The following is a 23004-nucleotide window of genomic DNA, read 5'->3' as shown; positions in this document are numbered from 1 at the left end:
AGACGCGGTACGGTGGTCTTTTGTCCAAAGAAGCTCGACAACACTGAAGAAAACGCGCCTGGTGCGCGTTTTTTTTCGTCTCGAGAATTCGGCTTTCAATAGTTTCAATATTTAACGGCGCGCTGCGCCACATTGGAGAACAGCAATGCTTAACGTTCGACTTCCAGATGGTTCCAGCCGTCAGTTCGACGGTCCCGTCACGGTCGCCCAGGTGGCCCAGAACATCGCGCCGAGCCTGGCCAAGGCCGCACTCGCCGGGAAGGTCAACGGCAAGGTGGTCGACACTTCCTTCCTGATCGAGTCCGACGCCGACCTCGCCATCGTGACCGACAAGGATCCGGAAGGCCTGGATGTCATCCGCCACTCGACCGCCCACCTGCTGGCCTACGCCGTCAAGGAACTGTTCCCCGAGGCGCAGGTCACCATCGGCCCGGTGATCGAGAACGGCTTCTACTATGACTTCTCGTACAAGCGTCCCTTCACCCCGGAAGACCTGGTGGCGATCGAGAAGAAGATGGCTGAACTTGCCAAGAAGGACGAGCCGGTCACCCGCAAGGTGCTGCCGCGCGACGAGGCCGTGGCCTACTTCAAGTCCATCGGCGAAGCCTACAAGGCCGAGATCATCGCCTCGATCCCGGCGAACGAGGACGTGTCGCTGTATTCGGAAGGCAATTTCACCGACCTGTGCCGCGGTCCCCACGTGCCGTCGACCGGCAAGCTGAAGGTCTTCAAGCTGATGAAGCTGGCCGGCGCCTACTGGCGCGGCGACTCGAAGAACGAGATGCTGCAGCGCGTCTACGGCACCGCCTGGACCAAAAAGGAAGACCAGGAGCAGTACCTGCACATGCTGGAAGAGGCCGAAAAGCGCGACCACCGCAAGCTCGGCAAGCAGCTGGACTTCTTCCACTTCCAGGACGAGGCCCCGGGCCTGATCTTCTGGCATCCGAAGGGCTGGACCATCTGGCAGCAGGTCGAGCAGTACATGCGCAAGACCTACCAGACCACCGGCTACAACGAGGTCAAGGCGCCGCAGATCATCGACGTCACCCTGTGGCAGAAGACCGGCCACTGGGACAACTACCGTGAAAACATGTTCACGACCGAGTCGGAGAGCCGCACCTATGCGCTGAAGCCGATGAACTGCCCGGGCCACGTGCAGATCTACAACGCCGGCCTGCGTTCCTACCGCGACCTGCCGCTGCGCTACGGCGAGTTCGGCCAGTGCCACCGCAACGAGTCCTCGGGCGCGCTGCACGGCCTGATGCGCGTGCGCGGCTTCACCCAGGACGATGGCCACGTGTTCTGCACCGAAGAGCAGATCGCGCCGGAAGTCGTGGCCTTCCACGCCCAGGCGATGAAGGTCTACGAGGACTTCGGCTTCGAGAACATCGACGTCAAGATCGCGCTGCGTCCGGAAAACCGCATCGGCTCCGACGAAGTGTGGGACCAGGCCGAAGAGGCCCTGCGTTCGGCCCTGCGCGGCTGCGGCGTGGAATGGACCGAGTTGCCGGGCGAGGGCGCCTTCTACGGTCCGAAGATCGAGTACCACCTGAAGGACAGCCTCGGCCGTCCATGGCAGGTCGGCACCATGCAGGTCGACTTCTCGATGCCAGGCCGCCTCGGCGCCGAGTATGTCGCGGAAGACAATACCCGCAAGGTTCCAGTCATGCTGCACCGTGCGATCGTCGGCTCAATGGAGCGCTTCATCGGCATCCTGATCGAGAACTACGCCGGCGCGCTGCCGCTGTGGCTGGCGCCGGTGCAGGTGGCGGTCTTGAATATCTCGGATGCGCAAGCAGATTATGTGAAGGAGGTCGAGGCCAAGCTGCGCGCGGCAGGCCTGCGCGTTCACGCTGATTTGCGGAACGAGAAGATTACTTATAAAATTCGCGAGCATTCCGTCCAAAAACTGCCGTACATTCTGGTTGTTGGCGACAAGGAACGCGAAGCGAATACGGTGGCCGTGCGTGCCCGCGGCAATGTCGACCTGGGTGTCATGCCCGTCGACGCGCTCGTGGAGCGCCTGGTGGGCGAGGTCGCCGCCAAGGCGAAGTAAGCAAAATCTGCGACAATAGCGCCGGCCAAATTCAATACTTTCAAAGGAAACAAAATAGCTACTGACAAACAGCATCGCATCAACGGCGAGATCACCTATCCCGAAATGCGCCTGAACGGTGTGGAAAACGAACCGCTGGGCATCGTAAGCCTGGCGGAAGCGTTCCGCCTGGCCGAGGAAAAGAACGTCGACCTGGTCGAGATCGCGCCGAACGCGAGCCCGCCGGTCTGCCGCCTGATGGACTACGGCAAGTTCAAGTACTCGGAGCAGAAGAAGGCGCACGAAGCCAAGCTGAAGCAGAAGATCATCCAGGTCAAGGAAGTCAAGTTCCGCCCGGGTACCGATGAAGGCGACTACAGCATCAAGCTGCGCAACCTCATCAAGTTCCTGGAAGACGGCGACAAGACCAAGATCACGCTGCGTTTCCGCGGCCGCGAAATGGCGCACCAGGACATCGGTATGCGCATGCTCGAGCGCCTGCGTGGCGATCTGGAAGAATACGGCCAGGTCGAGCAGTTCCCGAAGCTCGAGGGTCGCCAGATGATCATGGTGGTTGCACCGAAGAAGAAGAAGTAATTCTTCGACGTCAGATTGCCGAGCCGGATAACTCAATAGGTGTGCTTATTGGGTTGTCCGGCTTGTGTACGTCTGTCAGAGTGGGTTGTATTAGCTTTCAGGAAATTCCTCAAAGCGTGAAGGTAGATATCCAAAGCAAGTTGACTCTGCGACTGGGATTCCATTTTCGAGGAACCACTGGCGCATGAATTTCGCTTTGTGGGGCGGGCAGCGGGGGTCAATAGCGACAGACTTCACCAAGTTTCCGCACGAAGCGTACTCACGACTAGGTAGGGGAGTCGACCGAACCTCACCCCAAAACGTGAGCGACATTTTGGCTGCGTCGAAGTACTCATGCCCAGGGCTGAAACATGTTTGTTCTTCCTGTAGTTCTTTGGTCCAGACTGTTTCGCCAATTTTTACAACAAGTCTCACTTCTTCTTCATGCTGAAAGCTCTCGTCCTTAAACAAAAACGGCGAGCGCTGTAGAAATATTCTGCGTTTCTCTTCGCGTTGAAAGTAGCGAAGATTTGCTGCGCTAAAAATTTCAGCGAGTGTTTCTCTTGGCTTTTGCTGCGCCTTAATTTTTCGATACGCCCGTACGCGTCTTTGTATTCGATCCGAAAGCGTTACAAGTGGGCGATACAGTACTTTCTGCATGCGTGCGTGAGTCGCTACAGTCACCAGCTGATTTAGTTTCTCGCTAGATACGCGCGTAACACTGTATTTCTCGGCTAGCTGCGTAAGGGTTGCGGCAAGATCTGCCACAGTTGTTTCAACTCTTACCGAGCAATGATCAGGAGAGTAGAGGGACCACATTGCCACCGATTCGCGGCGTGTTGTCCAGCAGCTAATGTAATGGCTGCGCTTAAAGCGTTCGTGATGCAGTCTGGCGCTCTCCAGATCGTTCCAACCCATCCCATTCAACGATCTCGTTTCGAGCTGGCCAAGTAGTCGGTCAACTCCCTCGTTGCGGTCGTCAAAATTGTCCGCGCGCGTAAACATAAGTTGACGTTCTTTTACGATGCTTGCGGCTCCGTAAAAATCAAGGGTTCGATAGAGTTGCGTTTCAGGTTTTAGTTGTTCGTCAATTTCTACGATGTGTGAGGTCATGGCAAGTGCTTTGGCGCGAAAGAGAGCAAGTTACACCCGCCGTTGCTTCTCGTCCATGACCGTGTGAAGACAAGACTCGCGGTCACCTTGTGCGTCGAGTTGTTCGCCACTGAGCTTGCATGCTGCGGCGAAAACTGTGCTATCATCTGCGATTCCTGTTTTTTAAAAGCAGGTTGTAGTCGGCATGGTAGTGGCGCCGGCTGCAAGACAAGTGAAAGCAGGCATCCAAGAGCGGCGTTGCCGCCACCTGCAATCCTGTCGTATAGAGGCTGCCTATAAAAGGGCAGAATACTATGCCAAAAATGAAAACCAAAAGCTCCGCGAAGAAGCGTTTTCGCGTGCGTCCGGGTGGTACCGTCAAGTCGGGTATGGCGTTCAAGCGTCACATCCTGACCAAGAAGACCACCAAAAACAAGCGTCAACTGCGCGGCACCCGTAACATCAATGCATCGGACGTGACGAGCGTCTACCGCATGATGCCTTCCGCTTAATCTCACTAATCATCTACAAAGGGAGCTACCATGCCTCGAGTAAAACGTGGGGTTACTGCACGTGCCCGTCACAAGAAGGTCCTTGAACTTGCTAAAGGCTACCGCGGCCGTCGCAGCAAGGTATTCCGTATTGCCAAGCAAGCAGTCATGCGCGCTGGCCAGTACGCCTACCGCGACCGTCGTAACAAGAAGCGCGTCTTCCGCGCCCTGTGGATCACCCGTATCAACGCAGCATCGCGTTCGCACGGTATGACCTACAGCGCCTTCATGAACGGCCTGAAGAAGTCCGGAATTGAACTGGACCGTAAAGTCCTGGCCGACATGGCTGTGCACGACAAGCCGGCATTTGCCGCGATTGTCACCGCCGCCAAGGCCAAGCTGGCTGCCTAATCAGTCAGTTAGCTAGCAAGACCAGCGCTGGGCTCTTCACCGGGCCTGGCGCAAAAAGAGCGGGGCACGGTTTTCAACCTGTGCCCCGTTTTTGATTGTGGCTCCTGCCACCACCCAAACAGGAAAAGAACAAGCATGCAAACGCTGGAAGATCTCGTCGTCTCGGCCCAGGCTGATTTCATCGCCGCTCCGGATGCCGCCGCGCTCGAAAATGCAAAAGCCAAATACCTGGGCAAGACCGGGCAAATCACCGACCTCATGAAGGGTCTGGGCAAGCTCGACCCGGAACAGCGCAAGGCGCAGGGCGCCCTCATCAATGCCGCCAAAGAAAAAATCGAACAGGCCTTGACCGCCCGCCGCGATGCCCTGGCCAATGCCCAGCTGGAAGCGCGCCTGAACGCCGAATCGATCGACGTGACCCTGCCCGGCCGCGGCCGCGCCAAGGGCGGCATCCACCCGGTGATGCGCACCTGGGAGCGCGTCGAACAGATCTTCCGCTCGATCGGCTTCGACGTGGCCGATGGTCCCGAGATCGAAACCGACTGGACCAACTTCACCGCACTGAACAGCCCGGAAAACCACCCGGCCCGTTCGATGCAGGACACCTTCTACATCGAGGGCAATGACAGCACCGGCAAGCCGCTGCTGCTGCGCACCCACACCAGCCCGATGCAGGTGCGCTATGCGCGTACCCACACGCCGCCGATCAAGGTGATCGCGCCGGGCCGCACCTACCGTGTCGACAGCGACGCCACCCACTCGCCGATGTTCCACCAGGTCGAAGGCCTGTGGATCGGCGAGGACATCAGTTTCGCCGACCTCAAGGGCGTCTACCTGAACTTCGTGAAGGCCTTCTTCGAGACCGACGACCTGCAGGTGCGCTTCCGTCCGTCCTACTTCCCCTTCACCGAACCGTCGGCCGAGATCGACATCGCCTTCGGCTCCGGTCCGCTCAAGGGCCGTTGGCTGGAAGTGTCGGGCGCCGGCCAGGTCCACCCGACTGTCGTGCGCAACTTCGGCCTGGATCCGGAAAAGTTCATCGGCTTCGCGTTCGGCTCCGGCCTTGAGCGCCTGACCATGCTGCGCTACGGGATCAACGACCTGCGTCTCTTCTATGAAGGCGACCTGCGTTTCCTGAAGCAGTTCAACTGATACCTCGACGTTAGAAGAAGGCAAAGAATATGCAATTCTCTGAAAACTGGCTCCGTTCCATGGTCGATCCGAAGATGACTTCGGACGAGCTCTCCCACCTGCTTACCATGTCCGGCCTCGAAGTCGAGGAAGTCGAGCCCGTCGCCCCGCCGTTCTCGAACGTGGTGGTCGCCGAAGTCAAGGAAGTGGCCAAGCACCCGGACGCCGACCGCCTGAACGTCTGCCAGGTCGACGTGGGCACCGGCACGCTGCTGAACATCGTCTGCGGCGCGCCGAACGTGCGCGCGGGGATGAAGGCGATCTGCGCCAAGGCGGGCGCCGTGCTGCCGCCGGGCGCCGATGGCAAACCGTTTGAAATCAAGGTCGGCAAGCTGCGCGGCGTCGAGTCGCAAGGCATGATGTGCTCGGCCAAGGAACTGAAGATCTCGGAAGAGAGCAGCGGCCTGATGGAGCTGCCGGAAGACGCGCCGGTCGGCACGAACATCCGTGATTACCTCGGCCTGAACGACCTGAAGTTCACCATCAAGCTGACCCCGAACAAGGCGGACTGCCTGTCGGTGCTGGGCGTGGCGCGTGAAGTCTCGGCCCTGACCGGCACGCCGCTGCACGTGCCCACCACCCGCCTCGTGCCGGTGACGACGGACGAAATCCTGCCGGTGAAGATCTCGGCCCCTAGCCTGTGCGGCCGCTTCTCGGGCCGCGTCATCCGTGGCCTGAACGCGCGCGCCGCCACGCCCGAGTGGATGAAGCGCCGCCTCGAGCGCAGCGGCCAGCGTTCGGTGTCGGCCCTGGTCGACATCTCGAACTACGTGATGCTCGAAGTCGGCCGTCCTTCGCACGTCTTCGACCTGGCCAAGATCCACGGGGGGCTGGATGTCCGCTGGGGCAAGAAGGGCGAAACCTTGAAGCTCCTGAACGGCAACACCATCGAGGTCGACGAGTGGGTCGGCGTGATCGCCGACGACAAGGAAATCGAATCGCTGGCCGGCATCATGGGCGGCGACTCGACCGCCGTGACGCTCGACACCACCGACATCTACCTGGAAGCCGCATTCTGGTGGCCGAGCGCCATCCAGGGCCGCGCCCGCAAGTACAACTTCTCGACCGACGCGGCGCACCGCTTCGAGCGCGGCGTCGACTATGCGACCACGGTCGAGCACATCGAGCGCATCACCTCCCTGATCGTCGAGATCTGCGGCACGCCGGAGACGAAAGTGGGCCCGGTGGACGATCAGTCGGTGAACCTGCCGCAGCCGAAACCGGTTGCCATGCGCACCGCGCGCGCCGCCAAGGTGATCGGCGTGCCGCTGACCGACGAAATCGTGGCCGACATCTTCACCCGCCTGCAGCTGCCGTTCACCCACGCGAATGGCGTGTTCCATGTGACCTCGCCATCGTACCGCTTCGACATCGAGATCGAGGAAGACCTGATCGAGGAAGTCGCGCGTGTCTACGGCTTCGAGAACATTCCGGCCAATCCGCCGGTGGCCCCGAGCGCCATGCTGATCGAGCCGGAAAACACCCGCTCCCTGTTCGCGATCCGCCACCAGCTGGCCGACATCGGCTACCAGGAAGTGGTCAACATGAGCTTCGTGGAAGCCGTGTGGGAGCAGGACTTCGCCGGCAACGACGCCCCGATCCGCCTGCAGAACCCGATCGCCAGCCAGCTGAGCGTGATGCGCTCGAACCTGGTGGGCAGCCTGCTGGCCAATGTGCGCTACAACGTCAACCGCAAGGCCGGCCGCGTCCGCGTGTTCGAGATCGGCGCGGTCTTCCACCGCAACCCGGACACCCAGGACGGTCCGCTGGCCATCGCCGGCTACGACCAGCCGAAACGCGTCGCCGCCATCGCCTACGGACCGGCGCTTGACGAGCAGTGGGGCGAGAAGACCCGCGCGGTCGACTTCTTCGACGTCAAGGCCGACCTGGAGGCGCTGTTCGCACCCGCCACCCTGCGCTTCGTGAAGGGCGAGCACCCGGCACTGCACCCGGGCCGCAGCGCCTTCGTCGAGCTGGACGGCAAGCGCATCGGCTTCATCGGCGAACTGCACCCGCGCTGGCTGCAGAAGTACGACCTGCCGCAGGCGCCGGTGCTGTTCGAAGTCGACGCCGAGGCCCTCTGCCTTCGCGCCGTGCCGAGCTATGCCGAGATCTCGAAGTTCCCGGGCGCCACACGTGACCTGGCGCTGGTGGTGAAGCAGGGCGTCGCCGCCCAGGATGTGCTGGACACCTTCCATGCCGAGCTCGCTTCGAATCCGGCGGGCAAGATCGTGCAAGCCGTTGTTTTGTTTGATGAATATCGCGGCAAAGGACTGGAGACGGATGAAAAAAGCCTTGCTTTCCGCTTCACCTTGCAAGATACTCAATCGACGCTGCAGGACGATGCGGTCGACGCCATCATGGCTGCGATTGCCCGTGCGGCGGAACAAAAAGTCGGCGCCAAGCTGCGTGCATAGCGATGCCTCGGCATCGCGTTCCAAAACATCGTTTCACTTGAAGGTAGGGCTTCAAAATTAATAACAACGACGTTGATTCGGCCGTGTTCCAGGAAGCGCTGGCGGCCGATCTGCACCGCGCGATGCAGGTCGCGCGGGTGCGGAAGGAAGCGGAAAAGGAACTGCCGACCCTGACCAAGGCCGAGCTGGCCGAGCTGCTGTTCGAGCAGGTCGGCCTGAACAAGCGCGAAGCCAAGGACATGGTCGAAACCTTCTTCGACGAGATCCGCAACGCGCTCGAACGCGGCGAAGCGGTCAAGCTGTCGGGCTTCGGCAACTTCCAGTTGCGCGACAAGCCGCAGCGGCCGGGTCGCAACCCGAAAACCGGGGAAGAGATCCCCATCACGGCGCGCCGCGTCGTGACTTTCCACGCCAGCCAGAAACTCAAGGGAATGGTTGAGGAAACCAATCCACCAGGTAACTCGCTGGCACGTGCTGCCTGAGTGCTAGATGACTGATCGACCGAACAAACCTGAGCCGGCCGTGCTGCCGCCGATCCCGGCCAAGCGTTATTTCACGATCGGCGAAGTAAGCGAGCTGTGCGGTGTGAAACCGCACGTGCTGCGCTATTGGGAGCAGGAATTTACCCAGCTTAAGCCGGTCAAGCGCCGCGGCAACCGCCGCTACTACCAGCACCATGAAGTGCTGCTGATACGGCGTATCCGCGAGCTGCTCTACGAGCAGGGCTTCACCATCAGCGGCGCCCGTAATCGTCTCGACGGCCGCGGCCACGAGATCCCGGAACCGGACGAGCTCACGCACATCCCGGCGCCGGCGCCCGCCGCGCCAAGCATCGACGTCGAGCAGGTGCGGGCCGAGTTGCTGGACATCCTGGCGCTGCTGCGACAGGGCGCCAGCGTCGCCTGAGGGGCTGCCCGGCCAGGGCGGACAAGCACTCGCAGCTTCATCACCTCCATTGATTCGGGTCCGTCACGCGGCGCCTTGCGCGCGGGACGACTACCTCCGCTGCATGTAATGCAAACTCAGCAAGTGTGCGCCTTGATGCGCTGCGCCGTAGTGTTAGAATGTCACCTGCGGTCATGCTGACATCAACGCATGCAAGCCGGGGCGTGGAGACGGACCTGGCACTTTCCTGCACAGGAAAATTTAAGGGAAGACAATGATACGCGTTGCCATTTGTGACGATCACCAAATAGTTCGAGCAGGGTTCAAGCAGATTTTCTCGTCGTCGGGCGAATTCGAAGTCGTCGCCGAAGGCGCCACCGGGCGGGAAGCCCTCGACATCGCGCGCCGCGAGATTTGCGACGTGCTCCTGCTCGACATCGCGATGCCGGACCAGAGCGGCATCGACATCCTGCGCACCATCCGCCAGGGCCAGCCCAATCTGCCGGTGCTGATCCTGTCCGGTTATCCGGCGCAGCAGTACGCGCTCAATCTCTTCAAGATGGGCGCGAACGGCTACCTCAACAAGGAATGCGAAGCGGATGAGCTCAAGACCGCCGTGCGCACCGTGTACCAGGGCCGCCGTTACGTGAGCTCGACTGTGGGCGAACTGCTTGCCCAGAGCTTCGACCGCGATCCGAATACCGCATTGCACACCGAGCTGTCGGACCGCGAGTTCCAGGTCTTCCTGCGCCTGGCCAAGGGCGCGACCGTGTCCGACATCGGCAATGCGCTGTCGCTGTCGATCAAGACGGTGTCCACCTACCGTACCCGCATCATGGAAAAAATGGGCCTGCAGTCGAACAGCGACCTGACCTATTACGCCATGAAGAACAACCTGCTCGACTGAGCTGTCCCATCGCGTCCGCCGCCTTCGCCGCGGACGCGCCTGTGCCTTTTCCTCTTCCTTTCGTCCTGCCGCCTGCACTGCCGCTTGTATTGACGGCGCAACAGGTGCATACTGCCCTCGATGCCTGCTGTGCAGGCGAGGCGCCAGTGCAATGCTCTTGCTTTTCCGCGGGAAAGCGCTGTGACCTGTATGCAACCCAACCGTGAATTCCACCTTCGCGGCGGTGCAACATTTCGCTAACGCGACTATAATCCCCCGGACGGCATCAGTTGCGCGAAAGGAAGCCCATGTACTTTTCCACTGCCTTCGACGGCAAGCGGTTGCGCGGTTTGCCGCTCTCCAAGACCTTGCTGTGCGTGGCGTGCGTGATCATCCTCGTCATCAATGGCGTCTTCCTCATCCGGAACCTCGACGACCTGCGCTCGGCGAATGCCCTGCAGGCCCAGACCGCGCGGGTTTCCGACGAACTCCAGTACCTGAACCTGCTCGTGACCGATGCCGAAAGCGGCTTGCGCGGCTATTTTCTGTCGGGTTCGGAAGTCAACCTCGGCGCACTGCGCGAAGCGCCCCAGCAGATCGACAACCAGCTGCGCGCACTGAGCGTGCTGCTGGCCGACAGCCCCTCGCAGACCCGCAACCTGGCCCAGCTGCGCTCGCTCGTGCAGAAGAAGCTCGGCCTCATGCACCAGTCGCTCGAAGTTTACCGCCAGGGCGGCCTGGTCGACATCGTCGCCATCTCGGCGGCGGCCGATGCGCGCGGCGAGATGGACGAGATCCGCCTGCAGGTCGTGATCATGACACGCGAGCAGAACGAACTGCTGGCCGCGCGCACCGCCGCCTTCTATGAGCAGTCGCGCCGTACCGTGCTGTCGGGCGTGGGCATCAATGCCGCCGCCATCCTCGTCATCCTGCTCTTCTATAACCTGGTGCAGCGCAGCTTCGGCCTGCGCCTCGAAGCCGAGCGCGCGCTGCAGCAGACCAACGACAGCCTGGAAGCCATCGTGGCCGAGCGTACCGAGCAGCTGTCGGTGCTGTCGCGCCACCTGATCCGCGTCTCGGAAGAAGAGAAGTCGCGCCTGGCGCGCGAACTGCACGACGAGATGGGGGCGAACCTCACCGCGATCGGCATGGACATGAGCTCGGTCAGCGAACGACTGAAGGGCAGCCACCCGGAACTGGTCACGATGCTGGGCCGCGCCCGCAGGACCCTGGTCGACACGGTCCAGCTCAAGCGCCGCATCATCGAGAACCTGCGTCCGAGTCTGCTCGACAATATGGGCCTGTCGGCCGCCTTGCAGAGTTATTGCGCCGATTACGCGCGCGTCACGGCCCTCGACTGCGACGCCCTGATCGACCACGAGGCCGATGCGGCCGGCCCCATGCAGGCGATCGCGCTGTTCCGTGTCACCCAGGAAGCCCTGAACAATATCGCCAAGTATGCGAAGGCGCGCTCCGTGATCGTCAACCTGACCCGCGAGCCGGACGGCTGGGACCTCGAAATCACGGACGACGGCATCGGCATCCCGCCGGACGCCATGGCCAAGTCGAAGTCGCATGGCCTGCTGGGCATGCGCGAACGTGCGCTGCTGCTGGGCGGTACGCTCAGCGTGACGCGCGGCGTGAACAATGTCGGCACCTGCGTGCGCGCCTGGCTGCCGAAGGCGGCGCCGGGAGGCGAGGGGGCGGCGAGCGCTCCGTCCATCGCGCCTGGCCTTGAAACGACAACGCCGCCACCGGGTTTGCCGGGGACGGCGTCGAGCGGCCTTTCAGCAAAACCGCCGGCCAACCCGATGGTGGCCGGCGAGTCGCCGATCAACGCGCCACATCCATGAGCAGGCGGTCGTATTCCGACTTCGCGACCTTGTAGCATTCTCCGGCGTATTCTTCCAGGCCCGCACGGTCCAGCACGGTGATATTGCCGCGGCGGTACTGGATCAGGCCTTCATCCTGCAGCTTGCCGGCGGCGGCGGTGATGCTTTCACGGCGCACACCCAGCATGATCGAGATGAGTTCCTGGGTCACTTTCAGCTCGTTGCTGGCCGAGCGGTCCAGGCGGTCCAGCAGCCAGCGGCACAGTTTCTGCTCGATCGAGCTGTGGCGGCCGCCGACGGCGTTCTGCGCCATCTGGGCGAACAGGGCGTTGGTGTAGCGCATCAAGAGCTGGGGCAGGGCGCCGCCGCGGTTGAAGGCGTCACGCAGGTACTGGGTTTTCAGGCGGTAGCCGTAGCCGGCGCTCTGCACCACGGCGCTGCAGGTGGCGCGTTCGCCCATGAACAGCGACACGCCGACCGCGCCTTCGTGGCCGACCACCGCGATCTCGGTGGTGGCGCCGTCTTCCATCACATACAGCAGCGACACGATTGCCGTGGTCGGAAAATACACGTATTCCAATTTGCTGCCATACTCGAACAACTCCTTGCCGAATGGCAGAGGGACGAGTTCCAGGTGCTCGAACAGGGTTTCCAGGTCTTGGCGGGGGAGGGCGCCGAGCAGTTCGTTCTGCTGGGTGCCGCTATAGCTGACAACGGGGCGGGACGCGGATTTCACAGTCTCACTCGTGGCTGGAATCTTGTGTTGCAGTTTCTGCGTACCACCAAGTTGAGTGTTGTTCATTTGTTGTCCTCTTTATCTCTAACGTGCATCGGGGGGCGATCCATGCGGCTGTTTTTCTTTGCCTCATCGCGATGTGTGTACATTAAAGCTATAGTCCGTTGCCGAACATAAGACTGGCAGTCGCCCCTGTGTAGGCTTGCCCCATGGTCTCTTGTCAGCCCAGTCCTACTGGAGAGATGTCGTTCTGATATCTCTTTTTGTTTGGCTCAGGCAATTAAATCGCGCATAATGGGCCTTTCACTTTCCCCCTTGCGCCGATGCCCCTGCCGCTCCTGCTGGTCGAAGACGATGCCGTGCTGGCCGATGGGCTGGTCCGCGCCCTGCAGGTGCAGGACATGCAGGTCGAGCTGCTGCGCGACGGCCTCGCCGCCGACGCGCGCCTGCAGGCGGCAAACCCCGGCGTACACGCCGTCCTCGTCCTCGACATCGGCCTGCCCGGCATCGACGGCTTCGAGGTGCTGCGCCGCCTGCGTGCCCGCGGCAGCCGGCTGCCGGTCCTCCTGCTGACCGCCCGCGACGCCGTCGAGGATCGGGTGCGGGGGCTCGAATCCGGCGCCGACGACTACCTGGTCAAGCCCTTCGCCACCGTGGAACTGGTGGCGCGCATCCGCGCCCTGGCGCGGCGCCACGCCCCGCCGCCCGCCCAGCTCGGGCTCGGCCACCTCGTGCTCGACAGCGCCGCCCGGCGCGCGCGCGTCAAGGAGCGCGTCCTGGAACTGTCGGCGCGCGAATGGGCCGTGCTCGAATACCTGCTGCAGCAGGCCGGGCGGGTGGTCTCCAAGCAGCAGATCATCGACACCATCGCGCCCTGGGGCGAAGACCTGACCCTGAACGCGGTCGAGGTCTACGTCTCGCGCCTGCGCCTCAAGCTGGAAGGCGCCGGGGTCGCGATCCGCACCATCCGCGGCTTCGGCTACCTGCTCGAAGCGGCGAGCACCTAGGGTGGGCAGCATCCGCCTGCGCCTGCTGAAGTGGCTGGTGCTCCCCATCCTGGTCTTCAACCTGCTCGCCGCCAGCCTGACTTACCTGCTGGCCTGGACCCCGGCCCAGCTGGCCTTCGACCAGGGCCTGCTCGACGCCGCCACCGGCCTGGCCGCCCGCCTGCGCATCGACGGCGGCAGGGTAGAGGTCGACGCGCCGGCCGCGGCCGGCCGCCTGCTCGGCGCGGGCGCGCCTGACGCCAGCTGGTTCGTGGTGCGCCTGAAGGGCGGCCGCGTGCTCGCCGGCGATCCGGCCTTTCCGCAGCTGGGCGCGGCCGGCTCCGTGCGTGACGCCAGCATCGACGGCCAGCCGGTACGTGCGGCCACGGTGCTGGTGGCCAGTCCGCAAGGCCCGGTCGAGGTCGGCGTCGCCCGCACCCTGGTGCAGCGGCAGCAGGTGCGCTCGGCCATCCTGCGGGCCCTGGTGCTGCTCGAAGTGCTGTTCAGCCTGGCGCTGATTGGCCTCGTGTGGTTCTCGGTCGGCAATGGCCTGGCGCCGCTGGCGCGCCTGCGCGCCCGCCTCGATGCGCGCGGGAGCGGCGACCTGGCCCCGCTCGACGATGCCGGCATGCCGCGCGAACTGGCTCCCCTGGTCAACGCCTTCAATGCCCTGCTCGAGCGGATCGCCGCCGGCAGCCGCGCCCAGGACGACTTCCGCGCGAACGTCGCCCACCAGCTGCGCACGCCGCTGGCCGGCCTGCGCCTGCAGCTCGAATGGCTGGCCGGCCGGCACCGGGACGATCCGGAGAGCATCAAGGTGGTCGAGCTGCTGCTGGCCGCCAACGAACGCATGATCCGCCAGGCCAACCAGCTCCTTTCTCTCGAGCGCGCGGGGCCGGACCGCCTGGCGCGCGCCCGGCTCGCCCCCCTCGACCTGGCCGACATCGTCGCCGAAGCCGTCCAGCCTTTCGTCGAGCAGGCCGCACGCAAGGACATCGACCTCGGCTTCGAACTGGCCCCGTGCCCGCTTGCAGGCGACCGCCACATGCTGCGCGACCTGGTCGACAACCTGGTCGACAATGCGCTGCGCTACACGCCGGAAGGGGGCATTGTCACCGTGCGCTGCGGCGCCACGCCTGATGCCGCGCTGTTCGAGGTCGAGGATTCCGGACCCGGTATTGCGCCGGAAAAGCGGGCCCGGGTGTTCGAGCGCTTCGTCCGCCTGGACGAGCACAGCAGCGGCAGCGGCCTGGGCCTGGCCATCGTGCGCGATATCGCCGCCCTGCATGGTGGCGCCGTGCAGCTGGGCAGCGGGCTGGAGGGACGCGGCGCGCGCTTCACCGTCCGTTTTCCGCCGGCCTGAGAAGACGGCGCCTGTGCGCCTGTCAGGAATTTGTCAGCTTTTCCTCAGGGAAATGCAAGCTTGCTGCGGTATGATGCCGCATGGAAACATTCCCTCAGGAGAACAGCATGCACAAGCGCCAGGCCGGCTTCACCCTCATCGAGATCATGATCGCGGTGGTCGTGATCGGCATCCTGACGGCCATCGCCCTGCCGTCCTACAACGGCTACATGATGCGTGCGCGCCTGTCCGAGGCCTTCACTGGCCTGTCCGGCGCCCAGCCGAAGCTCGAGCAGCACTGGTCGAACGAGCGGACCTACGCCGGGTTCGACACTGCCGCCGGGCAGATGCCGCCGGCTTCCCAGAACTTCACCTTCGCCCTGACGACGTCCTCCGCCAGCGCCTATCTGCTCACCGCCACCGGTCGTAACGGCGCCGCCGGCTTCACCTTTACCCTCGACCAGAACGGCAACCGCGCCACCACCGCCGTCCCGAGCGGCTGGACGGCCAACGCCGGATGCTGGGTCGACCGCAAGGAAGGCACATGCGCGCAGTGATGCGGACGCAGGCCATGCGCGCCCTCGGCTTCACCCTGGTCGAGGCGATGGTGGTGCTGGCCGTCATGGCCATCATGCTGGCCATCGGCGTGCCGCGCATGAGCGACTGGCTGGCCGCCGCCAAGGCCAACGCCGCCGGCGGCTTCTACGCCGAAGGCTTTACGCTGGCGCGCGCCCAGGCCCTGGCCAACAACAGCGCCAGCCGCCTGGTCCTGAGCCCGAACGCGGCGAGCGGCCAGTACGACTGGCAGGTCGACGTCTGCTTCCCGACCCCGGATGCGCCCTGCAGCGACGCCACCGGCAACTGGTCCACGACCACGGCCGCCGTCAAGGCCGCGCAGGATGCCGGAGCAGGGGTGAAATCGATCGCCCGCAACGCCGATGCGCTGCCTCCGCGCTCCCGCGTGCTCGTGACCCCGGGCCCGGACGGCGACACCGCCGTCTACTTCACGCCGCTGGGCTGGGTCGATACCCGCAGCGCCAGCCGCATGATGCGCATCGACCTGACGGCGCCCGCCAACGCCGGCAGCAACGACTTCCGCGCCACCAGCGTGGTGCTGACCCTGGCCGGCGTCGCCGCCAAGTGCGAACCGAACGCCGCCGACAACGATTCGCGCAGGTGCCCCGAATGACGCATCCACGTTCGCCATTTCCCATGCGTGCCCGCGCCCAGCGGGGCATCGCCATGCTCGAAGCGCTGCTGGCCATCGTCATCCTCGCCATCGGCGTGATCGGCACCGTGGGCCTGCAGGCGCGCTCGGTGTCGGCGCTGGCCGACGCCGGCCTGCGCGCAGAGGCGGCGATCGCCGCCAACAAGCTGCTCGGCGTGATGAACACCGATATCGCCAACATCGGCGAATACAAGGTCGCCGCCGGCGCCGTGCCGCCGGCGCGCCTGGCGGCCTGGCATGCCGAGACCACGCGCCTGATCCCGGGCGCTTCGATCACGGTCGGCGTTGCCGCTCCGGTCGCGGTGGCCGCGCCCTCGGTGGTCGACATCAGGATCAGCTGGCGCCGCAAGGCCGACACGCCCCTGAATACCCACCGCATCGTTTCCTACGTGGCGGGGGCCGAATGAGCATCCAGCGCAAGGACAAGGGCTTTTCCCTCGTCGAGTTGATGGTGAGCGTCGTCATCGGCCTGCTGGCCGTGATCTTCGCCACCCGCCTGATGACCGACTCGCAGAAGAACAAGGAAGCCGCGCTGGGCGGCTCGGATTCGATGCAGAACGGGATGCTGGCGATGTTCTCGATCAGCGGCGACGCCGAATATGCCGGCTTCGGCATCAACGAGCCGCTGATCGCCGGCTGCGACACCGTGCTGACCGACAGCGAGGAGTTCCAGCTGGCCCCGGTCCAGCGCGGCGGCGTGACCGTGCGGCCGCTGGCCGCCGCCGTCATCGAGAACGGCGGCGCCGGCTCCGACCGCCTCAGCCTGTATGCCGGCAGCTCGCCCTCCGGCACCGGCATCATGCGTCTCCTGCAGGACTATCTCGGCGGCACCCAGCTCACCGTCGACCGCCGGCCCTACGGCTTCACCCAGGGGGACGTGATCCTGGTGGCGCCGGAAAAGAAGGGCGGCAAGTGCTCGATCGCCCAGATCTCGAACGACATCGACCTGGTCCCGGCGCCTCCCGCCGACCAGTTCGTGATGATCGGCGGCGCGGGCTACCGCTTCAACAGCGGCGCGCTCGGCGACCAGTACAGGGCGGGAGCGGCGCGCGTCTTCAACCTCGGTCCGGCCGCCAGCCTGGCGCTGCGCACCTGGTCGGTGGAGCGCGGCTTCCTGCGCCTCTCCGCCACCGACCTGGCGGGTTCCGGCCAGGCCTCGCAGGCGGTGGCCGACAACATCGTCGCGCTCAAGGCGCAGTATGGGCTCGACACCCGCCTCGGCACCGCCTTCGAGCCGGAGACCGGCATGCGCGTGAGCACCTGGTCGACCGACATGATCGATGCCGACGGTGACGGCGTGGCCGCCGGCGCCGGCGACTACACCCGTATCGCCGCGCTGCGCATCGCCGTGGTGGCGCGCTCGAAGAATCCGGAACGCCCGAATGCCGCGACCGGCCAGTGCACCGCCACCCCGGCGCTGCCGACCGTGTTCGCGACCCTCGGCGCGGACAATGGCAATACCGCGCCGGTCCAGGTGGAGGTCGCCGTCGCCGGCGATACGGTGGACTGGCGCTGCTACCGCTACCGGGTCTTCGAGACCATCGTCCCCTTGCGCAACGCGGGCTGGAGGCCGACCTCCTCATGAAACCGCTACGTCCATTCCCACGGCCAGGCCAGCGCGGGATCGCGCTGCCCGTGATGCTGATCATGCTCCTGATCCTGCTGGTCTCGAGCATCTACCTGCTCCGCTCCAGCAATTCGACCACGCTGACGGCCGCCAACCTGGCCTATGACGCCCAGCTGGCGCGCGCCACGGACTTCGGCCTGCACACCGGCTTCCAGTGGCTGAGCCAGACCGCATCGGCGAACCGTGCGACGCTCAACGCCAACGTGGCGGGCCAGGGCTACCGCGCCACCATGAACCCGCGGCTGAGCGTGCGTTCGGGCGAATTCTGGGACGGCTCGCGCCTGGTGGACGATGGCAAGGGCAACACGATCCGCTACGTGATCCACCGCATGTGCACCCTGGCGTCGCCCACCAATGCGCCCAATAACTACTGCGTCCGGACCACCGCCAACACCGCCGAACTGGGGAACGCGGTGCGCATCGGCGACAGCATGAAGACCGACGGCGCCCTGTTCAACGGCGTGCCGCAGACCCACTTCGTGATCACGGCCCGGATCGACGGGCCGCGTGGCGGCAATGTGATCACCCAGATGGTGGTCCTGATGGCGATCTAGCCTGGGCCCCTACAGAACATCAAGAACGGAGCGCGCATGAACCGCATCTCTTCCCGCATCCTGTCCGCGCTGGCGGCGTCCCTGCTGCTTTCCGGCCCCATCGCGCCTGCGGGCGCCGGGCCGACCGAGATCGCCAACCTTCCGCTGCTGAACATGACCGGCAGCGGCACGGTGAAACCGAACCTGATGCTCCTCTACGATAACTCGGGTTCGATGAGCAGCGCCTTCACGCCCGACTACGTCGACGACAGCACCACCTGCCGCTCGCGCGAGACCATGTCCGGCGGCACCCGCGGCTGCCGCATCGGCGACCCGCCATTCGCCAGCCCCGACTTCAACCGCCAGTACTACGACCCGCGGGTGCGCTTCGCACCGCCCGTCCGCGCCGACGGCAGCAGTTACCAGAGCCAGAACCGGAGCGCCACCAATGGCTGGGCCTCGGTCACCACCGACGGTTTCGGCGTCAACCGGACCGACCTGACCGGCGCCGGCGTGTCCAACACCAACCTGGCGACGGGCTTCCCCGACCTGCGCTGGTGCGACGGTGACGGCAACTGCAGCGCCAACGTCAGCGGCTACGTCTACCCGAACGACGAGCGCTACACCGCCCAGAGCTTCACCGCCAACCCCTATTACTACCTGATCAACGTCGCCGAATACTGCAGCGACCAGGCGCTGACCAACTGCCGCGTCACCGCCGTGAACGCGGCCGCACCAAGCGGCTATCCCTATCCGGCGCGGGTGCGCTGGTGCGACACCCGCGCCCTCGGCAACTGCCAGGCCAAGTACGTCGGCAATTTCAAGTATCCGCGCTTCTCGGACCCGAACCGTCCGGCCGAGTGGTACGGCACCATCACCATCGGCGCCTCCAGCGGCACCGCCTCGGTGACCCTGAACAGCGTCACCGCGACCAGCGCCAGCGGCTCGGTGGTGATCACGAATACCGCCGTCACCGCCTCGAGCGGCACCAATACGACGACCAAGCAGCAGACCGTGGCCAACGCCCTGGCGGCCTCGATCATCGCCAAGTCCGGCCTGGCCCAGCCTTTCACGGCCTGTGTGAAGACTCCGTCCGGCGGGGTGCCGGCCTGCTCGAGCTTCGGCATCAACCTCGAAAGCAACAACATCGTGGCCGTGGTGCCGATCAGCTGCCCGGCCGGGACGGTCGGCAAGTCGGTCGGCCCCTGCACGCTGGTGAAGGACGGCAGCCGCGCCGGCACCTCGCTGCAGGTTTCGTCAGGCACGGCGGCCACCGCGCTGCTGGCCATCAGCGGGAGCACCAACCCGACCAGGAACCAGGTGCTGTCGCAGCTGACCTATGGCGGCGTGAACATGTTCAGCACCAGCCTCACCTTCAACCGCGGCATCGGCGCGGCCAGCGTGGCGGCCGCGATCCGCGACAAGATCGGCACCAGGGGCACGGTCCGCGCCTGGGTCGGCGGCCAGAGCGGCAGCGGCGCGGTCTGCATGGCCCAGCCGAGTACCACGCTGTGCCTGGTCGACAGCGCCGCCGACGCCGATGGCAAGAACATCGGCGTCAACCTGCCGAGCAATAACACGAGTGGCAGGACGACCTATCTGCGTTTTTCCGTCAGCGCCGCCGTCAGCGACGGTATTCCGACATCGACCACGGAACTGGGCGCCTCCGTCTTCGTGCGCACCGACATCGTCCCGACCCGCAACAGCTATCCGAAGAGCGTGAACCGCACGGACTGCGCGGGCGACACCTGCACCTACGACGAGGAAATGACCAACTTCGCCAACTGGTATGCCTACTACAAGACGCGCAACCAGATGATGAAGACCACGGTGGGCCAGGCCTTCCAGCCGATCGGCGACAACTACAACGTCGGCCTGGTGTCGCTGTCGAGCGCGGCGGCCGAAGGCACGATGATGAAGCCGGACCGTTTTTCGGGCACCCATCGTGGCCTCTGGTATGAGAAGCTGTATGCGATGAACGGCAGCCAGTCGACCCCGATCCGCCAGGCCCTGCATGCGATCGGCAAGCTGTACGCCAACCAGGCGCCCTACAACTTCGATGCCGACAACCAGGTCGTGAAGTTCCCCTGCCAGCAGAACTTCACCATCGTGACCACCGACGGCTACTGGAACGGCAATGCCGCGGCCACGGTCGTCAGCAACGACGAAGAGGAAAGCGCCAGCCGCTTCTGCCTGCGCTCGAAAGGCTGCGTGGACGCCAGCTCCCAGACCGCCAATTCCCTGGCCGACGTCGCCCTGTACTGGTACAACGGCGGCTCCAACGACGGCACGACCTCGCTGCGCCCGGCCATGGAAGACTGGTCCAAGCCGGGCCTGGTGCCGGCCGCCCCGGGCGAGAACACCCGCCTGCACATGAAGACCTATACCCTCGGCCTGGGCGTGGACGGCATCATGAACTACGAGCCGAACTACGACACCGCGGCGACGCCCGGCGGCGACTTCCACAAGCTGATCACGGGCGTGACCAGCGGTTGCCCGTGGAACGGCGGCGGCGCCTACGTGTGGCCGGATCCGAAGACCGGCGACAACAGCGGCTCGGCCGCCTACCAGTCGCGCGTGGACGACCTGTGGCACGCGGCCATCAACGGCCACGGCAAGTACTTCTCGGCGTCCGACCCGCTGCAGGTGGTCGACGGGCTGCGCTCGGCGTTGTCGAACATCGAAGTGAAATCCGGCGCCGCGGCGGCCTCGGCAACCTCGACCCCGAACGTCTCGCAGTACGACAACGACATCTATTCGGCGACCTTCACCACGGTGAAATGGTTCGGCCAGCTCGCCAAGCGCAAGATCGATCCGGTCACCGGCGACGTCGGCACGACCGAGGTGTGGAACTCGTCGAACATCGTCGGCCGCAAGGTGGGCGAGGAGTCGGACTCGCGCCGCATCCTGATGCTCGACGTGGGCACGAAGACCCTGAAGGACTTCGACTACGGCAATATGGGACCGACCGAGAAGAGCTGGTTCGACAACAAGTGCGCCGCACTGTCGCAGTGCGCCAACCTGTCGAGCGCCAACCGGGCCCTCGTCAACAGCGGCGCCACCATCATCGACTGGCTGCGCGGCCAGCAGCAGTATGCCGACGACACCATCCTGCGCGCCTATGCGCGTTCGGAGACCATCCCGCAGGGCATGAGCACGACGGTGCCGGTGGTGCTGGGCGACATCGCCTCGGCCAAGCCGGCCTTCGTGCGCGACCCGCGCAAACTGTATTCGCGCCCAGGCTACGAAGCCTTCAAGGTCGACAACGCCGACCGTCCGGGCATGGTCTACGTCGCGGCCAACGACGGCATGCTGCACGCCTTCGCGGCCGAGGACGGCGAAGAGCTGTGGGCCTATGTGCCGCGCATCACGATGAAGAAGCTGCACCTGCAGGCCAGCGTCAACTATGGCGTCAACCACCAGTACACGGTGGACGGCTCGCCGGAAGCGGCGGACGTGCAGATCAACGGCGTCTGGCGTACCGTGCTGGTCGGCGGCCTGAACGCGGGCGGACGCGGCTACTACGCGATCGACATCACCGATCCGGCGGACCCGAAGGGGCTGTGGGAACTGTGCGCGGACGCCAGTGTCTGCAGCGGCATCAATCTCGAGGAGGAGATCGGCCTGTCCTTCGGCAATCCGCAGTTCGGCACCTGGAAGAACGCCAGCGGAGAGGAGACCTGGGTGGTGTTCCTGACCTCGGGCTACAACAACATCCCGGGCACGGACGGCGTCAATACCGGCACCGGCAAGGGATACCTGCTCGTGGTCGACGTCGCCAACGGCAAGGTCCTGGACCGCATCACCACCGGCTCCGGCAGCACCGCGACCCCGTCCGGCTTCGCCAAGATTACCGCGATCACCGACAACCCGGTCATGGACCCGCTGGTCACCTACGTCTACGGCGGCGACAACCTGGGCCAGATGTGGCGCTTCGATTTCACCAGCCCCGGCACGGTACGCATGATCAAGATGGGCGACGCCGGCACCAACCAGCCGATCACCACCCGTCCGGACGTGGCGCTGTGCCGCGTCGACCGCGTGGGGAGCGACGGCTCCACCACGCCCGACACCCAGCGCGTGGTGACCTTCGGCACCGGCCGCCTGCTCGACATCGGCGACATCGCCAACACCGCGGTGCAGTCGGCCTATGTGCTGAGTGACACCGGGGTGCCGATCAGCGCCGCCCAATGGCGGACCTCCTCGAGCATGGTCAAGCAGACCCTGGCCAAGACCAGCGGCGCGGCGGGCGACCTGTACACGATCAGCGGCGGCGACGTCGACCTGAGCAAGCACGCCGGCTGGTACGTGGACTTTGACCGCAACGCGGGCGAGCGCGTCAACCTGGATCCCGCCATCGTGCAGGGCACGCTCACGGTCGTCACCAACATCCCGAGCTCGTCTTCGTCCTGCTCGGTGGGCGGCACGGCCAATATCTACGGCCTCGACCTGTGCACGGGCAAGGCGGTCGATGAGTACGCCGGCAAGACCCTGTCGAACAATGCCGGCGTGGTGGGCTTCATCACCATCGGGCTGTCGGACGGGTCGACCCACACGATCGCCACGCCGGCCACCGGCGGCTTCATCCGGGCGGGCAATCCGCCGCCGAAGAAGGTGCCGACCCGCCGCTCGGGCGTGCGCCGGGTGCACGAATGAGGAACTGACAAGGTTTCGCGCCCCGGCCCGCACGACCGGGGGGCGAAAACTCACACGGCATGCGCCGGAATCGGTAAAAT

20 protein-coding genes are annotated in these 23004 nt (G+C 64.6%); 18 read left to right on the top strand and 2 right to left on the bottom strand.

Annotated elements, in window-relative coordinates:
- Positions 1–145 precede the first annotated feature (145 nt).
- Together thrS and infC are read left to right on the top strand one after the other, a co-directional pair.
- Positions 146–2056 carry a threonine--tRNA ligase gene (gene thrS, locus NX780_RS16215; protein WP_258828911.1) on the top strand — a complete coding sequence of 637 codons (1911 nt, stop codon included), beginning with the start codon at positions 146–148 and terminating at the stop codon, positions 2054–2056.
- A 54-nt stretch (positions 2057–2110) separates the two neighbouring features.
- Complete coding sequence (gene infC / locus NX780_RS16210) at positions 2111–2632, top strand: translation initiation factor IF-3 (RefSeq protein WP_258828963.1); 522 nt, start codon at positions 2111–2113, stop codon at positions 2630–2632.
- A gap of 90 nt (positions 2633–2722) precedes the next feature.
- Here the strand turns inward: infC and NX780_RS16205 are convergent, their stop codons facing one another.
- A complete protein-coding gene (locus NX780_RS16205; RefSeq protein WP_258828910.1) occupies positions 2723–3724 on the bottom strand; it encodes a DUF2971 domain-containing protein in 1002 nt (333 codons plus the stop codon).
- A gap of 293 nt (positions 3725–4017) precedes the next feature.
- On the opposite strand from NX780_RS16205, the gene rpmI reads away from it, so the two are divergent.
- From rpmI to NX780_RS16165, 8 genes are all read left to right on the top strand, one after another.
- Positions 4018–4215, top strand: a complete 198-nt coding sequence (gene rpmI, locus NX780_RS16200) for a 50S ribosomal protein L35 (RefSeq protein WP_026354218.1) — start codon at positions 4018–4020, stop codon at positions 4213–4215.
- Between the two features lie 30 nt (positions 4216–4245).
- Positions 4246–4605, top strand: coding sequence for a 50S ribosomal protein L20 (gene rplT / locus NX780_RS16195; RefSeq protein ID WP_027865360.1), 360 nt, complete (start codon positions 4246–4248; stop codon positions 4603–4605).
- Between the two features lie 135 nt (positions 4606–4740).
- Complete coding sequence (gene pheS / locus NX780_RS16190) at positions 4741–5757, top strand: phenylalanine--tRNA ligase subunit alpha (protein ID WP_258828909.1); 1017 nt, start codon at positions 4741–4743, stop codon at positions 5755–5757.
- Between the two features lie 29 nt (positions 5758–5786).
- Complete coding sequence (pheT, locus tag NX780_RS16185; RefSeq protein WP_258828908.1) at positions 5787–8213, top strand: phenylalanine--tRNA ligase subunit beta; 2427 nt, start codon at positions 5787–5789, stop codon at positions 8211–8213.
- A gap of 122 nt (positions 8214–8335) precedes the next feature.
- The gene (locus NX780_RS16180) at positions 8336–8695 is read left to right on the top strand and encodes an integration host factor subunit alpha (protein WP_258828962.1); all 360 of its coding nucleotides are present in this window, start codon (positions 8336–8338) and stop codon (positions 8693–8695) included.
- A gap of 7 nt (positions 8696–8702) precedes the next feature.
- Positions 8703–9119 (top strand): MerR family transcriptional regulator, encoded by a 417-nt coding sequence (locus NX780_RS16175; RefSeq protein ID WP_258828907.1) that lies wholly within the window; start codon positions 8703–8705, stop codon positions 9117–9119.
- Positions 9120–9372: 253 nt separating this feature from the next.
- A complete protein-coding gene (locus NX780_RS16170) occupies positions 9373–10005 on the top strand; it encodes a response regulator (protein ID WP_027865355.1) in 633 nt (210 codons plus the stop codon).
- A 287-nt stretch (positions 10006–10292) separates the two neighbouring features.
- Positions 10293–11837, top strand: a complete 1545-nt coding sequence (locus tag NX780_RS16165; protein ID WP_258828906.1) for a sensor histidine kinase — start codon at positions 10293–10295, stop codon at positions 11835–11837.
- On the opposite strand, the gene NX780_RS16160 is transcribed toward NX780_RS16165, so the two are convergent.
- The gene (locus NX780_RS16160) at positions 11818–12618 is read right to left on the bottom strand and encodes a Crp/Fnr family transcriptional regulator (protein ID WP_258828905.1); all 801 of its coding nucleotides are present in this window, start codon (positions 12616–12618) and stop codon (positions 11818–11820) included. The genes NX780_RS16165 and NX780_RS16160 overlap by 20 nt on opposite strands.
- 257 nt (positions 12619–12875) lie before the next feature.
- Between NX780_RS16160 and NX780_RS16155 the strand changes: the two genes are divergently transcribed.
- From NX780_RS16155 to NX780_RS16120, 8 genes are all read left to right on the top strand, one after another.
- Positions 12876–13559 carry a response regulator transcription factor gene (locus tag NX780_RS16155; RefSeq protein WP_258828904.1) on the top strand — a complete coding sequence of 228 codons (684 nt, stop codon included), beginning with the start codon at positions 12876–12878 and terminating at the stop codon, positions 13557–13559.
- 1 nt (position 13560) lies between these two features.
- Positions 13561–14901, top strand: a complete 1341-nt coding sequence (locus tag NX780_RS16150; protein ID WP_258828903.1) for a sensor histidine kinase — start codon at positions 13561–13563, stop codon at positions 14899–14901.
- A gap of 107 nt (positions 14902–15008) precedes the next feature.
- Complete coding sequence (locus NX780_RS16145; protein WP_258828902.1) at positions 15009–15437, top strand: type IV pilin protein; 429 nt, start codon at positions 15009–15011, stop codon at positions 15435–15437.
- The gene (locus tag NX780_RS16140; RefSeq protein WP_258828901.1) at positions 15425–16069 is read left to right on the top strand and encodes a pilus assembly FimT family protein; all 645 of its coding nucleotides are present in this window, start codon (positions 15425–15427) and stop codon (positions 16067–16069) included. The genes NX780_RS16145 and NX780_RS16140 overlap by 13 nt, the downstream gene beginning before the upstream one ends.
- Positions 16066–16515: a type IV pilus modification PilV family protein gene (locus NX780_RS16135; protein ID WP_258828900.1), complete on the top strand. Its 450-nt coding sequence runs from the start codon at positions 16066–16068 to the stop codon at positions 16513–16515. Before NX780_RS16140 ends, NX780_RS16135 begins: the two co-directional genes overlap by 4 nt.
- The gene (locus tag NX780_RS16130) at positions 16512–17693 is read left to right on the top strand and encodes a PilW family protein (RefSeq protein WP_258828899.1); all 1182 of its coding nucleotides are present in this window, start codon (positions 16512–16514) and stop codon (positions 17691–17693) included. The genes NX780_RS16135 and NX780_RS16130 overlap by 4 nt, the downstream gene beginning before the upstream one ends.
- Positions 17690–18289: a hypothetical protein gene (locus NX780_RS16125; protein ID WP_258828898.1), complete on the top strand. Its 600-nt coding sequence runs from the start codon at positions 17690–17692 to the stop codon at positions 18287–18289. Before NX780_RS16130 ends, NX780_RS16125 begins: the two co-directional genes overlap by 4 nt.
- Positions 18290–18325: 36 nt before the next feature.
- The gene (locus NX780_RS16120) at positions 18326–22924 is read left to right on the top strand and encodes a pilus assembly protein (protein WP_258828897.1); all 4599 of its coding nucleotides are present in this window, start codon (positions 18326–18328) and stop codon (positions 22922–22924) included.
- Positions 22925–23004 lie beyond the last annotated feature (80 nt).

Source organism: Massilia agri, from assembly GCF_024753255.1.
Taxonomy (GTDB): Bacteria; Pseudomonadota; Gammaproteobacteria; order Burkholderiales; family Burkholderiaceae_D; genus Telluria; species Telluria agri.
Note: the sequence above shows the minus strand (reverse complement) of the source record. Positions and strands in the feature narration are given on the sequence as shown.

Excerpts from the sequence above, each read along its gene's own strand:
- NX780_RS16165 (WP_258828906.1), top strand. The coding sequence starts at position 10,293 with ATGTACTTTTCCACTGCCTTCGACGGCAAGCGGTTGCGCGGTTTGCCG.
- pheS (WP_258828909.1), top strand. The coding sequence starts at position 4,741 with ATGCAAACGCTGGAAGATCTCGTCGTCTCGGCCCAGGCTGATTTCATC.
- NX780_RS16170 (WP_027865355.1), top strand. The coding sequence starts at position 9,373 with ATGATACGCGTTGCCATTTGTGACGATCACCAAATAGTTCGAGCAGGG.
- NX780_RS16155 (WP_258828904.1), top strand. The coding sequence starts at position 12,876 with ATGCCCCTGCCGCTCCTGCTGGTCGAAGACGATGCCGTGCTGGCCGAT.
- NX780_RS16140 (WP_258828901.1), top strand. The coding sequence starts at position 15,425 with ATGCGCGCAGTGATGCGGACGCAGGCCATGCGCGCCCTCGGCTTCACC.
- NX780_RS16130 (WP_258828899.1), top strand. The coding sequence starts at position 16,512 with ATGAGCATCCAGCGCAAGGACAAGGGCTTTTCCCTCGTCGAGTTGATG.
- rplT (WP_027865360.1), top strand. The coding sequence starts at position 4,246 with ATGCCTCGAGTAAAACGTGGGGTTACTGCACGTGCCCGTCACAAGAAG.
- NX780_RS16160 (WP_258828905.1), bottom strand. The coding sequence starts at position 12,618 with ATGAACAACACTCAACTTGGTGGTACGCAGAAACTGCAACACAAGATT.
- NX780_RS16180 (WP_258828962.1), top strand. The coding sequence starts at position 8,336 with ATGCAGGTCGCGCGGGTGCGGAAGGAAGCGGAAAAGGAACTGCCGACC.
- thrS (WP_258828911.1), top strand. The coding sequence starts at position 146 with ATGCTTAACGTTCGACTTCCAGATGGTTCCAGCCGTCAGTTCGACGGT.
- NX780_RS16175 (WP_258828907.1), top strand. The coding sequence starts at position 8,703 with ATGACTGATCGACCGAACAAACCTGAGCCGGCCGTGCTGCCGCCGATC.
- rpmI (WP_026354218.1), top strand. The coding sequence starts at position 4,018 with ATGCCAAAAATGAAAACCAAAAGCTCCGCGAAGAAGCGTTTTCGCGTG.
- NX780_RS16125 (WP_258828898.1), top strand. The coding sequence starts at position 17,690 with ATGAAACCGCTACGTCCATTCCCACGGCCAGGCCAGCGCGGGATCGCG.
- NX780_RS16120 (WP_258828897.1), top strand. The coding sequence starts at position 18,326 with ATGAACCGCATCTCTTCCCGCATCCTGTCCGCGCTGGCGGCGTCCCTG.
- NX780_RS16145 (WP_258828902.1), top strand. The coding sequence starts at position 15,009 with ATGCACAAGCGCCAGGCCGGCTTCACCCTCATCGAGATCATGATCGCG.
- NX780_RS16135 (WP_258828900.1), top strand. The coding sequence starts at position 16,066 with ATGACGCATCCACGTTCGCCATTTCCCATGCGTGCCCGCGCCCAGCGG.
- NX780_RS16205 (WP_258828910.1), bottom strand. The coding sequence starts at position 3,724 with ATGACCTCACACATCGTAGAAATTGACGAACAACTAAAACCTGAAACG.
- pheT (WP_258828908.1), top strand. The coding sequence starts at position 5,787 with ATGCAATTCTCTGAAAACTGGCTCCGTTCCATGGTCGATCCGAAGATG.